This is a genomic window from Streptomyces akebiae, from assembly GCF_019599145.1.
Taxonomy (GTDB): Bacteria; Actinomycetota; Actinomycetes; order Streptomycetales; family Streptomycetaceae; genus Streptomyces; species Streptomyces akebiae.
Genome location: NZ_CP080648.1, coordinates 116,790 through 134,148, shown reverse-complemented (window position 1 = coordinate 134,148; position 17,359 = coordinate 116,790). Strand labels below are relative to the sequence as shown.

At 75.4% G+C, this 17,359-nt stretch carries 1 protein-coding gene; it reads right to left on the bottom strand.

Features of this window, described 5'->3' with window-relative positions:
* Positions 1-46 precede the first annotated feature (46 nt).
* A complete protein-coding gene (locus K1J60_RS44960; RefSeq protein WP_220652063.1) occupies positions 47-17,332 on the bottom strand; it encodes a type I polyketide synthase in 17,286 nt (5,761 codons plus the stop codon).
* Positions 17,333-17,359 lie beyond the last annotated feature (27 nt).

Sequence of the window (17,359 nt, the reverse complement as noted above, 5' to 3'; positions counted from 1 at the left end):
CATTCGCCATCAGCGTGACTCCCAGCAGGCGGGACCGTACGTGTCATCAGGACTTGCCGAATTCTTTGTGGATCAGGTCGAAGAGGTCGGACGCGCTCGCCGACTCCAGATCGATCTCGCCGTCGCCGACCGTGGGCCCGGAATGGGCGGGGGGTGCGGCGGTCGCGGTACGGAGCCGGTCGGCGAGGTCGCGCAGCCGGGCGAGCAGAACCGCCGTCTCCCCGGCGTCGGGTGGGGTCTCGAGGAGCCCGGCCTCGAACTTCTCCAGCCGGGCGACCGCGCTCTGCGAACCCACCGCGTCGGTGGCCGGTTCCGGCCCGCCCACGAGGTGCCCGCGCAGGTACGCGGCGAGAGCGGCGGGGGTCGGGTGGTCGAACGCCAGGGTCGCGGGCAGGGACAGTCCGGTGGCGGCGTCGAGCATGTTGCGCAGCTCGACGGCCATCACCGAGTCGGTGCCCAGGTCGCGGAACTGCCGGTCCGGGTCGATGGCGGCCGGGGTGCGGTGGCCGAGTGCGGCGGCGGTCCGGGAGACGACCAGGTCGAGCAGGATGCGCTCCTGTTCCGCCCGCGGCGCCCGGGCGAGCCGTTCGGCCAGGTCCGCCCCCTGCCCCTGCCCGTCGGGGACGGGCGGTGCGGGCCGCGGTGCGGCGGGCAGCAGGTCGAGCAGCCGTCCGCCGCGCCCGGCCTCCAGCACCGGGCCGAAGCGGCTCCAGTCGATACGGGCCACACAGACCGTCGTCCGGTCCTCGGCCAGGGCCTCGTCGAACGCCAGGAGGGCCTGGTCCGGCGGCAGCGGTGTCACTCCGGTGCGCTGCTGCTGCTCGCTCGCCGCCGTGCCCGCCCCGACGCCCGCGCCGGCCCACGGGCCCCACGCGAGGGCCGTGGTGGTGCGCCCGGCCGCGCGGCGCCGCTGGGCGAAGGCGTCCAGCGCGGCGTTGCACGCGGCGTAGGCGGCCTGCCCGAGGTTGCCGACGACACCGGCGAAGGAGGTGAACAGCACGAACCGGTCGAGTCGGTGACCGGCGGTCAGCTCGTCGAGGTGACGGACGGCCGCCAGGCGGGTGTGCAGGAGGTCCGCGACCCCGTCGGCGCCGAGTGAGCTGATCACGCCGTCGACCACCGTCCCGGCCGCGTGTACGACGCCGGTGAGTGGCAGTTCCTCCGGGATGCCCGCGAGCAGTTCCGCGAGCGCGGCGCGGTCGGCGAGATCGCAGGCGGCGAGGGTGACGCGGCTGCCGAGCGCGGTCAGTTCGGTGGCCAGTTCGCCGGCTCCGGGCGCGTCCGGTCCCCGGCGTCCGACGAGCAGCAGGTGCGGGGCGCCCTGCCGGGCGAGCCGGCGGGCGGTGTGCGCGCCGAGCGCGCCGGTGCCGCCGGTGACCAGCACCGTGCCGGTCGGCCGCCACGCGTCGGCCGTACGGTCCCATCGGGAGAGGGCGCCCTCGACGAGACGCCTGCCGAGCACGCCGGTACGACGGATCGCGACCTGGTCCTCGGACCCGTCCGCGCCGAGCAGCGCGGCCAGCCGTACACCGGTCCGGTCGTCCCACTCGGCGGGCAGGTCGACCAGCCCGCCCCAGGTGCGGGGCATCTCCAGGGCCGCGACCCTGCCGAAGCCCCAGAGGGCCGCCTGGTCCGGGTTGGGCCCGGGGTCGTCCGTGGAGACCTGGACCGCGCCCTGGGTGGCGCACCACAGCGGACCCGGCACACCGGCGTCGTCGAGGGCCTGTACGAGGGTCACCACGGAGGGCAGGCCGGCCGCGCCGGGCGGCAGGGCCAGCACACCGGCCGGCGTGGTCTCCTCCGTCGCGGCGCGCAGCCGGGCCGCGAGGGCGGCACGGTCGGTGCCGCCGGGGACGACGACGACACGGGCGCCGGCACGGTGCAGCGCACGGCCCGCCTTGTCGGCCTCCGTGTCCGCGCGGTCGTCCCCGCCGGGCGGCGTGACCAGGAGCCACGTACCGGCGGGCCGGGCGGCTCCTTCGGCCACTGGCACCCAGGTCACCTCGTACCGTCCCTCGCTGGAAGAGGCACGGTGGGCAGCTGGGGCGGCCTGGGGCCAGAAGCGGGTGTGCTGGAAGGGGTAGGGCGGCAGGGTGACGGGCGGTGCGTCGGGGAACGCGGCAGCCAGGTCCACCGCCGTGCCCTCGACCCACAGCCGGGCCAGGGCGGCGAACAGGGACTCCGTCTCCGGACGGTTGCGGCGCATCACGGGTACCGCAGCGGGGACGAGCGCGCTCAGGGTGCCGTCGGGGCCGAGTTCGAGGAAGCGGGTGTGCTCGGTGGCAAGGGAGGCGATCGCGTCGGCGAAGCGGACGGGCTCGCGGATCTGGCCGACCCAGTAGTCCGGCGTCGCCATGTCGCCGGGCGCCGTGGTGACGACCGGGACGGTCGGAGGGTGGTACGTCAACGACTTCGCGACGGTCGCGAACTCGTCGAGCATCGGCTCCATCAGATGCGAGTGGAACGCGTGGGAGACAGTGAGCCGCTTGACCCGTACGCCCTGTGCCCGGAGCCGTCCCTCCAGGTGTGTGACCGCGTCGGCGTCACCGGAAACGGTCAGGGAGGCGGGACCGTTCACGGCCGCCAGGTCCACCCCGTCGGGCAGCTCCAGCCCGTCCTCGGCCGCCTCCACGGCCAGCATCGCACCGCCCGACGGCAACGCGTCCATCAGCCGGCCACGCGCCGAGACGAGAGCACACGCGTCGTCCAGGGACAGCACCCCGGCGCAGTGCGCGGCGGCCAGCTCACCGATCGAATGACCCACCAGCACGTCCGGGGTCACACCCCAGGACTCCACCAGCCGGAACAACGCCACCTCGACCGCGAACAGCGCAGGCTGCGCATACACCGTCCGGGCCAGAAGCTCCGCATCCTCCCCGAACACCACCTCACGCAAAGGCCGTTCGAGATCCACCCGCGCACACACCGCGTCGAACGCGTCCGCGAACACCGGGAACGCCTCGTACAGCTCACGCCCCATCCCCACCCGCTGCGCACCCTGACCCGAGAACAGGAACCCGGTTCGGCCCTCGCGCACCGTTCCGCGGATGGTCCCGGCGGCCGGCTCGTCGGCCGTCAGTGCCGTCAGGCCGGCGGAATAGCCGGCGATGTCCTCGGCGAGCACGACCGCGCGATGTGCCTGCCCGACGCTCGTCGTGGCGAGCGCACGGCCCGCCGCAACGGCGGGGACGCCGGGGGTGTCGCACAGCGTCCTCAGCGTCTCCGCCCGTGCGCGCAGTGCCGCGTCGGAGTGGGCCGAGAAGGCCCAGGGAAGCACGGAATGCTGGGAGGGCGCCGACAGTACGGCGACATCGGCCTGCTCCAGGACGACGTGGGCGTTCGTACCACTGATCCCGAAGGAGGAGACGGCCGCCCGACGCGGCCGGCCGGCCCGTGCCGTCCACGGGGTCGCCTCGGTGAGCAGGCGCAGGCCGCCCGTGTTCCAGTCGACCGCCGGTGACGGCTCGTCGGCGTGCAGCGTGCGGGGCAGCACGCCATGGTGCATCGCCAGCAGCATCTTGATGACGCCGGCGATGCCCGCCGCCGCCTGGGTGTGCCCGATGTTGGACTTCACCGAGCCCAGGTGGAGGGGTTCCGTGCGGTCCTTGCCGTACGTGGCGAGCAGCGCCTCCGCCTCGATCGGGTCGCCGAGCTTGGTGCCCGTACCGTGCGCCTCGACCGCGTCCACGTCCGACGGCCACAGTCTGGCCGAGGCCAGCGCGGCGCGGATCACCCGCTGCTGCGCGGGGCCGTTGGGGGCGGTGAGGCCGTTGGACGCGCCGTCCTGGTTGACCGCGCTGCCCCGCAGTATCCCGAGCACGCGGCGGCCGTTGGCCCGTGCGTCCGAGAGCCGCTCCAGCAGCACGAGGCCGACGCCCTCACCCCAGCCGGTGCCGTCGGCGGAGGCGGCGAACGCCTTGCAGCGCCCGTCGGCCGCCAGGCCGCGCTGGTGGGCGAACTCGAGGAAGGCGATGGGCCCCGCCATGACCGTGACGCCGCCCGCGAGCGCCATCGAGCACTCCCCCGACCGCAGCGACTGCGCCGCCAGGTGCAGGGCGACCAGCGACGACGAGCATGCCGTGTCCACGGTGATCGCCGGGCCCTCGAGCCCGTACGTGTAGGAGATCCGGCCGGACAGCACGCTGGCCGCGCTGCCGGTGGCCACGTGGCCCTCCAGGCCCGACCCGACGGCCGGGAACAGACCGGCGTAGTCCTGTCCGTTGGTGCCCGCGAAGACGCCGATACGCCGGCCCTTGAGGGAGGCGGGGTCCAGCCCGGCCCGTTCGAAGGTCTCCCAGGAGGTCTCCAGCATCAGCCGCTGCTGCGGGTCCATGGCCAGCGCCTCGCGCGGGGAGACGCCGAACAGGTCCGCGTCGAAGCCGGCGGCGTCGGGCAGGAAGGCGCCGCGGCGGGCGAAGTCGGGGGCGTCGCGCAGGTCCCATCCGCGGTCCGCGGGGATGTCGCCCACCAGGTCGAGTCCCTCGGCCAGCAGGCCCCAGTACTCCTCCGGGGTGGCCGCGCCGGGGAACCGGCAGCCCATCGCGACGATGGCTATCGGGTCGTCGGACGCGGCGGACGCCGCGGACGCGGAGGGAACGTGGGAGGCGGCCGGGGCGGCGGCCTCGGCCGCGCCGGTCAGTTCGGCGCGCAGCCGGGCGGCGAGGGCGGCCGGTGTCGGGTGGTCGAAGATCAGGCCCGCCGGGAGCAGAAGGCCGGTGGCGGCCCGCAGGGCGTTGCGGAGTTCGACGGCGGTGAGCGAATCGAAGCCCAGGTCACGGAACGCCTTGTCGGGCGCGACGGTGGCCGCCGTGCCGTGGCCGAGCACGAAGGCGGCCAGCGTACGCACCAGGTCCTCGGTGATCCGGCGCCGCTCGCCCTCACCGGCGGCGGCGAGGCGTGCGGCAAGACCGGTGGCTCCGTTCGGGTCCTCGGCGCCGTCCGGCGGGCCGGCGGGGACGAGTTCGCGGAGCAGCCGGCTCGGGCGCGCCGCGGTGAACCCGGAAGCGAACCGCTCCCAGTCGACGTCCGCGACGACGACGGCCGCGGCGGCCGCCCCGTCGGCGTCCGTGTCCGTGCCGTCGAGCGTCCGGCCGAGGACGGTGACGGCGAGGTCCGGGGACAGGGGGGTGAGTCCGGAGCGGCGCAGCCGCTGGGTGAGGGCCTCGTCCTCGGCCATGCCGGTCTCGGCCCACGGCCCCCAGCCGATCGAGGTGGCGGGCAGTCCCTGGGCACGGCGGCGCTCGGCGAGTGCGTCGAGATGTGCGTTGGCGGCGGCGTAGTTGGCTTGGCCCGCCGTGCCGACGGCACCGGTGAAGGACGAGAAGAGGACGAACGCGTCGAGCGGCAGGTCACGCGAGAGGGCGTCGAGGTTCTCGGCGGCCAGCGTCTTGGACCGGAGCACCTGCTCGAAGCGGTCCGGGGTCAGGCCGTCGAGGACCCCGTCGTCCAGCACGCCGGCGGCGTGGACGACGGCGGTGAGCGGGTGCTGCTCCGGTATGCCGGCGAGCAGCGCGGTGAGCGCGTCGCGGTCGGCGATGTCGCACGCCACGGCCGTCGCGGTGGTGCCCGCTGCCGCCAGTTCGGCGACCAGCTCGGCGGCTCCGGGCGCCTCGGGTCCCCGCCTGCCGACGAGCAGCAGCCGGGTGTGGCCCCGCGCGGCGAGCAGACGGGCCACCTGGGCGCCGAGCGCGCCGGTGCCTCCGGTGACCAGCACGGTGCCATCGGTGCGGGGCCCGGGGGCCACGGCGAGGGCCGGCGGCGCGGCGGCGACGAGACGGCGGGCGTAGACGCCGTCCGCCCGGACCGCCACCTGGTCCTCCACGTCGCCGTCCCCGTCGCGCGCCCTGCCGGTGGCGAGTACGGCGCACAGCCGGTTCCCGGCGCGGACGTCCAGGGTCTCGGGCAGGTCGAGCAGCCCGCCCCAGACGTGGGGCAGTTCCAGGGCGGCGACCCGGCCGAAGCCCCAGATCTGGGCCTGGGCGGGGTCGGGCGGCCCGTCGGCGCGGCCGGTCGAGACCGCTCCCCGGGTGAGGGCCCACAGCCGGACGTCGGCGTCGGCGCAGGCCTGGGTGAGCAGGAGCGTGGCGGCGAGCCCGCTGCTGAGGGCGGCGCCCCCGTGCAGGGCCGTCGTGTCCGTTCCCAGCAGCGAGACGACGCCCGCCAGTTCTCCGTACGAGCGCAGCCGCTCGGCGAGCGCGGCCCGGTCGACGCCGGGGTGCGGCAGGCCTAGGACGGTGGCTCCGCCGCGCCGCAGCGCGTCGGCGATCTGCGCGCCCGCGCTGTCGGAGTTGTCTGCGCGGTGCGTGCTGTCCGTGCTGTCCGTGCTGTCCGGGCTGTCCGGGCTGTCCGGGCCGACGACGAGCCAGACGCCGTCGAGTACGGCGGGCGCCGCGGCGACGGGCCGCCACACGGTCCGGTGGTACCAGGAACCGACGGTCGCGTCGGTGCGCCGGCGGTCGTGCCAGGACGAGAGGTGCGGCATCAGTCCGGCGAGGCCGCGCCGCGCGTCGTCGTCGGGCAGACCCAGAGTGTCGGCGAGCCGCTCGACGTCCCGCCCGGCGACGGCCGTCCAGAAGCCGGCCTCGGCCTGGTCGCGGGCGGCCGTGATGCCGGCGTCGGCCACGGCGTCGGGCCAGTAGCGCTCGCGCTGGAAGGCGTACGTCGGCAGCTCGACGGGACGGCCCCCGAGCGGCGCGAAGTACGTTCCCCAGGCGACGTCGGTGCCGTGTACGTACAGCGCGGCGACAGCTCGCAGCAGCGTGGCGTGCTCGCCCTGCGCGGAGCGCAGGGCGGGGACGGCGGTGGCGTCCTCGACGACGTGCGGGACGAGGGCGGACAGGGTGCCGTCCGGGCCGAGTTCGAGGAAGGCCCGCACATCGGCGAGCGAGGACACCGCGTCGGCGAAGCGGACGGGCTCGCGGATCTGGCCGACCCAGTAGTCCGGCGTCGTCATGTCGCCGGGTGCCGTGGTGACGACCGGGACGGTCGGGGCGTGGTACGTCAGCGACTTCGCGACGGTCGCGAACTCGTCGAGCATCGGCTCCATCAGATGCGAGTGGAACGCGTGCGAGACGGTGAGCCGCTTCACCCGTACGCCCTCGGAGCGCAGCCGCTCCTCCAGCGCGCCGATCGCGTCGGCGTCGCCCGAGACCGTCAGGGAGGTGGGGCCGTTCACGGCCGCCAGATCCACGCCCTCGGGCAGCTCAAGCTCACCCTCGGCCGCCTCGACAGCCAGCATCGCACCGCCCGACGGCAACGCGCCCATCAGCCGACCGCGCGCCGAGACCAGGACACACGCGTCGTCCAGGGACAGCACCCCGGCGCAGTGTGCGGCAGCCAGCTCACCGATCGAATGACCGATCAGCACATCCGGAGTGACACCCCAGGACTCCACCAGCCGGAACAACGCCACCTCGACCGCGAACAGCGCAGGCTGCGCGTACACCGTCCGGGCCAGCAGCTCCGCATCCTCCCCGAACACCACCTCACGCAAAGGCCGTTCCAGGTCCACCCGCGCACACACCGCGTCGAACGCGTCCGCGAACACCGGGAACGCCTCGTACAGCTCACGCCCCATCCCCACCCGCTGCGCACCCTGACCCGAGAACAGGAAGCCCGTACGCCCGGACGACGCGACGCCGCTCGGCGCGTTTCCGCGCCCCACCGCGAGCGCGTCGAGTTCACGCAGGAGCTCGTCGCTTCCCGTCCCCAGGACGACCGCCCGGTGCTCCAGCGCCGTACGCCGGGTCACCAGCGAGAGCCCGACATCGGCCGGCTTCTCGGCCGCGGCCGTGGCGCGCAGCCGGGCCGCCTGGGCGCGCAGCCCCTCCGGCGAGGCTCCGCTGAGCACCCAGGGCACGAGCGTGTCCGGCGCCTGGGACAGCGGATGGCCCGCGGGCTCGTCCGGTGCCTGCTCGATCATGGTGTGCGCGTTGGTGCCGCTGATCCCGAACGACGAGACCGCCGCGCGCCGGGGTCGCCCGGTCGTCGGCCAGGGCCGCTCCTCGGTGAGCAGCTCGACGGCACCCGCCGACCAGTCCACGTGCGGCGAGGGCGCGCCCGCGTGCAGGGTGCGGGGCAGCACACCATGCCGCAGCGCCATGACCGTCTTGATGATGCCGCCGACCCCTGCCGCCGCCTGGGTGTGTCCGATGTTGGACTTCAACGACCCCAGCCACAGGGGCTGTTCGGGGTTCCGGTCCCGCCCGTAGGTCGCCAGCAGCGCCTCCGCCTCGACCGGGTCGCCGAGCTTGGTGCCCGTGCCGTGCGCCTCCACCATGTCCACGTCGCCGGGGGTCAGGCCCGCGTCGGCGAGCGCCGCCTTGATGACGCGCTCCTGGGAGGGGCCGTGGGGCGCGGTGAGGCCGTTGGACGCGCCGTCCTGGTTGACGGCCGAGCCGCGCACCACGGCCAGCACCTGGTGCCCGTTGCGACGGGCGTCGGAGAGCCGCTCCACCAGCAGCACACCGGCGCCCTCGGACCAGCCGGTGCCGTCCGCGTCCGCCGAGAAGGACTTGCAGCGGCCGTCGGGCGCGAGCCCCCGCTGCTTGCTGAAGTCCACGAAGACGCTGGGTGTGGACATCACGGTGACGCCCCCGACGAGGGCCATCGAGCACTCGCCGGCCCGCAGCGACCGGGCGGCCAGGTGCAGGGCGACCAGGGACGAGGAGCACGCCGTGTCCACGGTGACGGCCGGGCCCTCGAGCCCGTACGTGTACGCGATCCGGCCGGACACCACGCTGCCCGCGCCACCGGTGGCCCGGTAGCCCTCGGTCTCGGGGAGGGTCTCGGCGGCCGCCGCGTAGTCGTGGTACATGACGCCGGCGAAGACGCCGGTGTCACTGCCGCGCAGACCGGCCGGGTCGATGCCGGCCCGCTCGAAGGTCTCCCAGGACAGCTCCAGCATCAGCCGCTGCTGCGGGTCCATCGCCAGCGCCTCACGCGGGGAGACGCCGAAGAGCCCGGCGTCGAAGGCGGCGGCGTCGTGCAGGAAGCCGCCGTGCCGCGCGTAGGTGGTGCCGGGGCGGGAGGGGTCGGGGTCGTGGAGGCGGGCGAGGTCCCAGCCGCGGTCGGTGGGGAACCCGGTGATGCCGTCGCGTCCCTCCCGGACCATGCACCAGAGTTCCTCGGGGCTGTCCACCCCGCCCGGGTAGCGGCAGCTCATCGCGACGATGGCGATCGGCTCGTCCGTCGCGGCGGCACGCCGGGGGCGCGGCGCGGTGGTGACGGCCGCGGCTCCGCTCAGCTCGTCGCGGAGGTGGGCCGTGAGCGCGGCGGGGCTGGGGTGGGAGAAGACGAGGGTGGCGGCCAGCCTCAGCCCGGTGGCGGCGGCCAGCCGGTTGCGCAACTCGACGCCGGTGAGGGAGTCGAACCCGAGGTCCTTGAACGTCCGGTCGGCGTCCACGCGCGTACCGGAGGAGTGACCCAGCACGGCCGCGACCGTCGTCCGTACCAACTCCTCGACGGCGCGCGTCCGCTCGGGCTCCGGCAGCGCGGCGAGGCCGTCGGCGTCCGCGGCCGGGTCCGCCGCGGCGGCCGAGCGGAGCACGGGGCGCGCCAGGTGCCGCAGCAGCGGCGGCGCGGAGCCGTCGGGGGCGGGCTCGGCGGCCATGGCCAGGACGTGCGCGGGCCCGGCGGTCGTGGCCGCGTCGAGCAGCTGTACACCCTGGTCCGGGTCGAGCGCGCCGCCCAGCGCGGTGAACCGCGCGCGGTCCGCCGCCCCGAGGCCGTCGGCCATGCCCCCGGCCCCACCCCACAGCCCCCAGCCCACGGCGACGGCGGGCAGGCCCTCGGCACGGCGGCGGGCGGCGAGGCCGTCGAGGAAGGCGTTGGCCGCGGCGTAGGACGCCTGGCCGGCGGTGCCGAAGGAGGCGGCCACGGACGAGAACAGCACGAAGGAGGTCAGGCCGAGATCGCGGGTCGCCTCGTCGAGGAGTGCGGCCGCCTCGGCCTTGGGGCGCAGCACGGCGGCGACGCGTTCGGGGGTGAGCGAGGTGAGCAGGCCGTCGTCGAGGACGCCTGCGGTGTGGACGACGGAGGTGACGGGGTGGTCGGCGAGCACCCGGTCGAGGTCGCGCCGGTCGGCGGCGTCGCCGGCGACGACGGCCACGGTGACGCCCTGGGCGGTCAGCTCGGCGGCCAGATCCGTGGCTCCCGGCGCCTCGGGGCCCCGCCGGCTGAACAGGACCAGTCCCGTGACCCCGTGTGCGGCGGCCAGGTGGCGGGCGACGCGGGCGCCGAGCGCCCCGGTGCCGCCGGTGATCAGAACGGTGTCGTGCGCGCCCCACGGCGGGGTGGCGCCGGCCCGCAGCCGGGCCGCGCGCGGGGTCAGTGGGGTGCCGGAGCGGAAGGCCGTCTGCGGGGTGTCGCCGGGCAGGCCCGCGGCGAGCGCGGAGGCCGACGCGGCCGTACCGTCCAGGTCAACCAGGCCGAATCGGTCCGGGTGTTCGGTCTGCGCGGACCGCACCAGGCCCCAGACCGCGGCGGCGGCCGGGTCGACCGTCTCGCCGTCGCCCGTGGCGACGGCGTTCCGGGTGACGACGACCAGCCGGCTGTCGGCGAGACGCTCGTCGTGCGCCCAGTCGCGGAGCAGGCCGAGGACGGCGGTGACCGTGTCGTGCGTGCGCCGCGCGAGGGCGGCGCCGGTCGCGAGCGGCTCGGGGCCGCCGGCGCCCACGCAGGCGAGCACGGTGCCGGACACGGCCTCCGCCTCCGCGAGGGCGTCCAGGCCACGGAGACCGGTCACCGCGGCGACCGTGTCGAGCAGCTCGGTGGTGCCCACGGGCACGGCCGCGAGCGGCGCCTCACGCTCCCCGCCACCGGCAGGGGTCCAGTCGACGCCGTAGAGCACGCCCGTGGACGCGGCGGCCAACCGGTCGGCGGCCACGGGCCGGAAAGCGAGCGACCGCGCCGTCAGCACGGGCGCGCCCGCCGGGTCTGCGAGGCGCACCTCGTACTCGTCGGGGCCGCGCCGGGTCAGCGTGACGCGCAGCGCGGTGGCGCCGTCGGCGTGCCGGGTCACACCGGACCAGGCGAACGGCAGCAGGGCGGTGCCGTCCTCGCGGAGCAGGCCGGTGGCACCGAGCGCGTGCAGCGCGGCGTCGTACAGCGCGGCCTGCGGCCCTTCGGGCAGCTCGACCTCCGCGTGCACGGTGTCGCCGTCGCGCCAGGCTGCGCGCAGGCCCCGGAAGGCGGGGCCGTAGGAGAGTCCGTACGCCGCGAGTGTGTCGTACTCCGGTGAGACGGCCGCGCCCGCGGGCGGCCAGGTGTCGCCGGGCCCGGGGTCCGCCTGAGGCGGGCGGACGGGCTCCAGGGTGCCGACGGCGTGGGTGGCCCAGGGTGCCCCGGTGTCTCCGGCGGGGCGGCTGTGGATCTCGACGGTCTGCCCTGCCACCGTCATCTGGAGCTGGGTGCCGCCGTGCTCGGGCAGGACCAGGGGCTCGCTCACGATCAGCTCGGCGAGCCCCGGCAGTCCGGTCCGGCTTCCCGCGTGCAGGGCGAGATCGACGAGGGCGGTGCCGGGCAGCACGATCCGGCCGTGGATGACGTGGTCGGCCAGCCAGGGGTGGGTGGCGAGACCGATGACACCGGTCCAGACCTGACCACCGCCGCCCGCGAGCGGCACCACGGCCCCCAGCAACGGGTGCCCGGCCACGGCCAGACCGGCGCCTGCCAGCGCGGTGGTGGAGAGCGCCTGGGACGTCCAGTAACGGGTGCGCTGGAAGGCGTAGGACGGCAGCTCCACGGGGCGGGCGCGGCCGGGACCGGCGACGACTGCCCAGTCCGGCGCCACGCCCCAGGTCCACAGCGCGGCTCCGGCGGTGAGCACGGAGCCGACGTCGCCCTGGTCGCGGCGCAGCAGCGGCACGGCGGTGGCGTCCTCGGCGATGTGCGGGACGAGGGCGGAGAGGGTGCCGTCGGGGCCGAGTTCGAGGAAGACCCGCACATCGGCGAGGGAGGCGATCGCGTCGGCGAAGCGGACGGGCTCACGGATCTGACCGACCCAGTAGTCCGGCGTCGCCAGGTCTCCGGGCGCCGTGGTGACGACGGAGATCGTCGGGGGGTTGTACGTCAACGATTCCGCGACGGTCGCGAACTCGGCCTGCATCGGCTCCATCAGATGCGAGTGGAACGCGTGCGAGACGGCCAGCCGCTTCACCCGTACGTTCTCAGCCCGGAGCCGCTCCTCCAGCACCGCGATCGCATCGGCGTCACCGGAAACGGTCACCGACATGGGCCCGTTCACGGCCGCCAGATCCACGCCCTCGGGCAGCTCCAGCCCGTCCTCGGCCACCTCCACGGCCAGCATCGCACCGCCCGACGGCAACGCGTCCATCAGCCGGCCACGCGCCGAGACCAGGACACACGCGTCGTCCAGCGACAGCACCCCGGCGCAGTGCGCGGCGGCCAGCTCACCGATCGAATGACCCACCAGCACGTCCGGGGTCACACCCCAGGACTCCACCAGCCGGAACAACGCCACCTCGACCGCGAACAGCGCAGGCTGCGCGTACACCGTCCGGGCCAGAAGCTCCGCATCCTCACCGAACACCACCTCACGCAAAGGCAGTTCGAGGTCCACCCGCGCACACACCGCGTCGAACGCGTCCGCGAACGCCGGGAACGCCTCGTACAGCTCACGCCCCATCCCCACCCGCTGCGCACCCTGACCCGAGAACAGGAAGCCCGTACGCCCGGACGACGCGACGCCACGGAGCACGCCCGCCGCGTCGTGGCCCTCCGCCAGCGCGTCGAGGCGGTCCGCCAGTTCCTCGCGGTCGGCGGCGAACACGGCCGCGCGGCGGTCCAGGGAGAAGCGGGTCGTGGCCGACGACCGCGCGATCGCGGCCACCGGTACGGTCGGTTCGGCGTCCAGGAAGGTCCGCAGCCGGGCTGCCTGGGCGCGCAGCGCGGCGTCGCCGCGCCCGGAGAGGAGCACGGGAAGCGCCGGGCCGGGTGTCGGTCCCTCCTCTTCCCTGGGGGCCGGTTCGGGTGCCGCCTCGATGACCGCGTGGGCGTTGGTGCCGCTGATCCCGAACGACGACACGGCGGCCCGGTACGGCCGGTCCGCGGGTGGCAGGGTGACGTTCTCGGTGAGCAGCCGTACCGCGCCCGACTCCCAGTCGACGTGCGGCGACGGTTCGTCGGCGTGCAGGGTGCGGGGCAGCACGCCGTGCCGCAGCGCCATGACCGCCTTGATGACGCCGGCCACACCGGCGGCGGCCTGGGTGTGCCCGATGTTGGACTTCACCGACCCCAGGTACAGGGGTTCGTCGCGGTCCTGCCCGTACGTCGCCAGCAGCGCCCCGGCCTCGATCGGGTCACCCAGCCGCGTACCCGTACCGTGCGCCTCGACCACGTCCACGTCGGAGGGCTCAAGGCCCGCCGACGCCAGCGCGGCCCGGATCACCCGCTGCTGCGCCAGGCCGTTGGGGGCGGTGAGCCCGTTGGACGCACCGTCGGAGTTGACGGCGGAACCTCGTACCACGGCCAGGACGCGCTGCCCGTCGGCCAGGGCGTCGGACAGGCGGCGCAGGACCAGTACGCCCGCGCCCTCGGACCAGCCGGTGCCGTCGGCCGCCGCGCCGAACGCCTTGCAGCGGCCGTCGGGGGAAAGGCCGCCCTGCCGCGCGAACTCGGCGAGGACGCCGGGCGTGGCCATCAGGGTGACGCCGCCCGCGAGAGCGGTGGAGCACTCCCCCGCGCGCAGCGCCTGCGCGGCCAGGTGCAGCGCCACCAGCGAGGACGAGCAGGCGGTGTCCACGGTCACCGCCGGGCCGTCGAACCCGAAGGTGTAGGCGATGCGGCCGGAGGCGACGCTCGCGGTCGAGCCGGTCAGCAGGTAGCCCTCGGAGCCCTCGGCGGGTTCGTGCATCCGCGGACCGTAGTCCTGCGCGGTGGCTCCGATGAAGACGCCGGTGCGGCTGCCGCGCAGGGCGGCCGGGTCGGTGCCGAGCCGTTCCAGGGCCTCCCAGGAGGTCTCCAGGAGCAGCCGCTGCTGGGGGTCCATCGCCAGGGCTTCGCGCGGGGAGACGCCGAACAGGTCCGCGTCGAAGCCCGCGATGTCGTCCAGGAACCCGCCGGAGGAGGGAAGTTCGGTGTCCAGTGCGTCCAGGGACGGCTGCCAGCCCCGGTCGGTGGGAAGATCGCCGAGCACTTCGCGGCCCTCGCTCAGCACGTCCCACAGCGCTGCGGGCGAGTCGATGCCGCCGGGGAAGCGGCAGGCCATGGCGACGATGGCGACGGGTTCGCCGGGCTCCACGTGCGCCGCGGGGACCGTGCCGCGCGGCGGGCCGTCGGTGTCCTCACCGCGCAGCACGTCGCACAGGTGACGGGCGACCGCGGCAGGGGTGGGGCGGTCGAAGAGGTAGGTGGGCGGCAGGGTGAGACCGGTGGCGACGGCGAGCCGGTCCCGCAGTTCGACCAGGGTCAGGGAGGCGAGCCCCAGGGCCTTGAAGGTCAGTTCCGGGTTCACGTCCGCAGCCGCGGCGAACCCTCCGACCACGGCGGCGTGGGACCGGACCAGTTCCAGCACGGTGCCGCGGGCGGACTGCGGCGAGGCGGCGCGCAGTTGCTCGCGCAGCGGGTCGTCCCGGTCGATGGCGGTCTGCGGGCCGGCGGTGTCCGGTACGGCGGAGTTCCGAGCGGGCTCGCCGGAGCCGCTCCACTGCGCGGCGGCCGTGCCGGGCCGCCAGTGGCGTTCGCGCTGGAAGGCGTAGGTGGGCAGGTCCACGACCTCGCCGGGAGGGGCGGGCAGGCGGACGTCGCGGCCGTGGGCGAGCAGTTCGGCGGCCGAGCCGAGCAGCCGGGTCAGGGTTCCCTCGCCGCGCCGCAGCGAGCCGACGACCGCGGTACCGGGTACGTCCAGTTCGGCCAGGGTGTCGCGCACGGCGGGCACCAGGACCGGGTGGGGGGTGACCTCGACGAGGAAGCGGAAGTCCTCCTCCGCCAGTCGCCGGACGGCAGCGGAGAACTCGACGGTGGAGCGCAGGTTCCGGTACCAGTACGCGGCGTCCAGGCCGGCCGTGTCCGTCCACTCGCCGGTGACGGTGGACAGGAACGGCACGTCGGACGTGCGGGGCCGGATGCCGGCCAGTGCCGTCATCAACTCGTCGTGAATCCGTTCGACGTGCGCCGAGTGCGAGGCGTAGTCCACCGGTATCCGCCTGGTCCCGACACCGTGCGACGCGCACCGGGCCGCGAAGTCGTCGAGGGCGGCGTCCGGGCCCGACACCACGACCGCTGCCGGCCCGTTGTCGGCGGCGAGCGAGAGCGTGGAGGCCTCGTCCAGCCACGGCCGGACCCGGGCCGCCCCGGCCTGCACGGACAGCATCCCGCCCTGCCCGGCCAGCGCACGCAGGGCGCGGCTGCGCAGCGCGACCACCGCGGCCGCGTCCTCGAGCGACAGCGCGCCCGCCACGCATGCCGCGGCGATCTCGCCCTGGGAGTGTCCGGCGACGGCGTCGGGCTGGACGCCCAGCGACCGCCAGGTCTCGGCCAGGGCCACCATCACGGAGAAGAGCGCGGGCTGCACCACGTCGACGCGCTCCAGCGTGGGGGCGCCCTCGGCGCCGCGCAGGACGTCCGTCAGTGAGAAGTCCGTGTGCGGTGCGAGCGCCTCCTCGCAGGCGTGGATGGTACGGGTGAACACCTCGTCGACGTCGAGGAGTCCGGCGGCCATGGCGGGCCACTGGGAGCCCTGCCCGGAGAAGAGCATGGCCAGCCGTCCGGTGCGCGCGGTGGCCTCGCTGACGCCCGGCGCGGGCAGGCCCGCGGCCACCGCGCCGAGCTGTGCGAGCAGCTGCGCGCGGTCCTCGGCGAGGAGCACGGCGGTACGGGCGAACCGGGTGCGGGTGGTAGCCAGCGAGTGCGCGACGTCCGCCACGGCCAGGTCGGCTTCCTCCACCGCGTCCCGCAGCCGGGTGGCCTGGGCGCGCAGCGCCTGCGCGGTGTGGGCGGAGACCACGACCGGCGTGGGCAGCCCGTTCCCGTCGGCGGCCGGAGCCGTGGAAACGGCGGCCGGAGCCGCGGAAACGGCGGCCGGGGCCGCGGAGGCGGCGGCCGGACGGGCCGCCGGGGCGGGCGCCGGGCCCAGCACCAGGTGGCAGTTGGTGCCGCCCATGCCGAACGAACTGACTCCGGCGAAGCCCTCGCCCCCCAGGGCGCCGGTCTCGGTCTGCACCCGCAGGTTCAGCCGCTCCAAGGGGATGCCGGCCGGTGCGGACCGGAAGTTGAGGCTCGGCGGCACGACGCCCCGCTCGACCGCGAGCACGGCCTTCAGCAGGCCCGCGATGCCGGCGGCGCCCTCCAGGTGCCCGATGTTGGTCTTCACCGAGCCGACGGGCAGCGGCGCGGTGCGGGCCGCGCCGAGCGCGGCGCCGAGAGCCGCGGCTTCGACGGGGTCGCCGACCGGGGTGCCGGTGCCGTGCAGTTCGACGTAGCCGACCGCGTCCGGGGCGATCCCCGCGCGGGCGTGGGCGGTGCGCAGGACGGCCTCCTGGGCCGCGGCGCTCGGCGCGGTGAGGCTGGGGCCGCCTCCGTCGTTGTTGACGGCACTGCCGCGGATGACCGCGTGGATGCGGTCGCCATCGGCGAGGGCCCGGGCCAGCGGCTTGAGGACGACGACGGCGCCGCCCTCGCCGCGTACGAAACCGTTGGCGCGTTCGTCGAAGGTGAAGCAGCGGCCGTCCGGGGAGAGCCCGCCGAAGCGCAGCGCGGCAACGGTGCTGTCGGGGGCCAGGATCAGGCTGACACCGCCGGCGAGGGCGAGGTCGGACTCGCCGCGCGCCAGGCTTTCGCAGGCGAGGTGGACCGAGACCAGGGAGGAGGACTGGCCGGCGTCCACGGTGAGGCTGGGGCCGTGCACGCCGAGCGTGTAGGACACGCGGTTGGCGATGACACCGCGCTGCAGGCCGGGCATGGAGTACCGGTCGATGCCGGCGTCGCCCTCGCGGTGCAGAAGGGTGGCGTAGTCGTCCCAGATCGCGCCGAGGAAGACTCCGGTACGGCTGCCGCTCAGGCCGGCCGGGATGTGCCGGGCGTCCTCCAGCGCCTCCCAGGCGAGTTCGAGGGCGAGGCGCTGCTGGGGATCGGTGGCGGCGGCCTCGCGGGGGGAGATGCCGAAGAAGGCGGCGTCGAAGTCGGCGACGTGCTCGATGAATCCGCCGCGCGGGACTCCGGGCACCCGCACGCGGTCGGCGGGGGTTTCGGTGATCGCGTCAGCGCCCGCGACGAGCAGGTCCCACAGCGGTGCCGGTCCGGGTGCGCCGGGCAGCCTGCACGCGTACCCGATGATCGCTACGGCCTCGGAACCACCGGTGTACGTATCCGACATGAATGCCCCGAATCACTCGACGTCGCG

What these genes read in the sequence shown, in the direction of transcription:
- K1J60_RS44960 (WP_220652063.1), bottom strand. Translation starts at nt 17,332, where the DNA reads ATGTCGGATACGTACACCGGTGGTTCCGAGGCCGTAGCGATCATCGGG.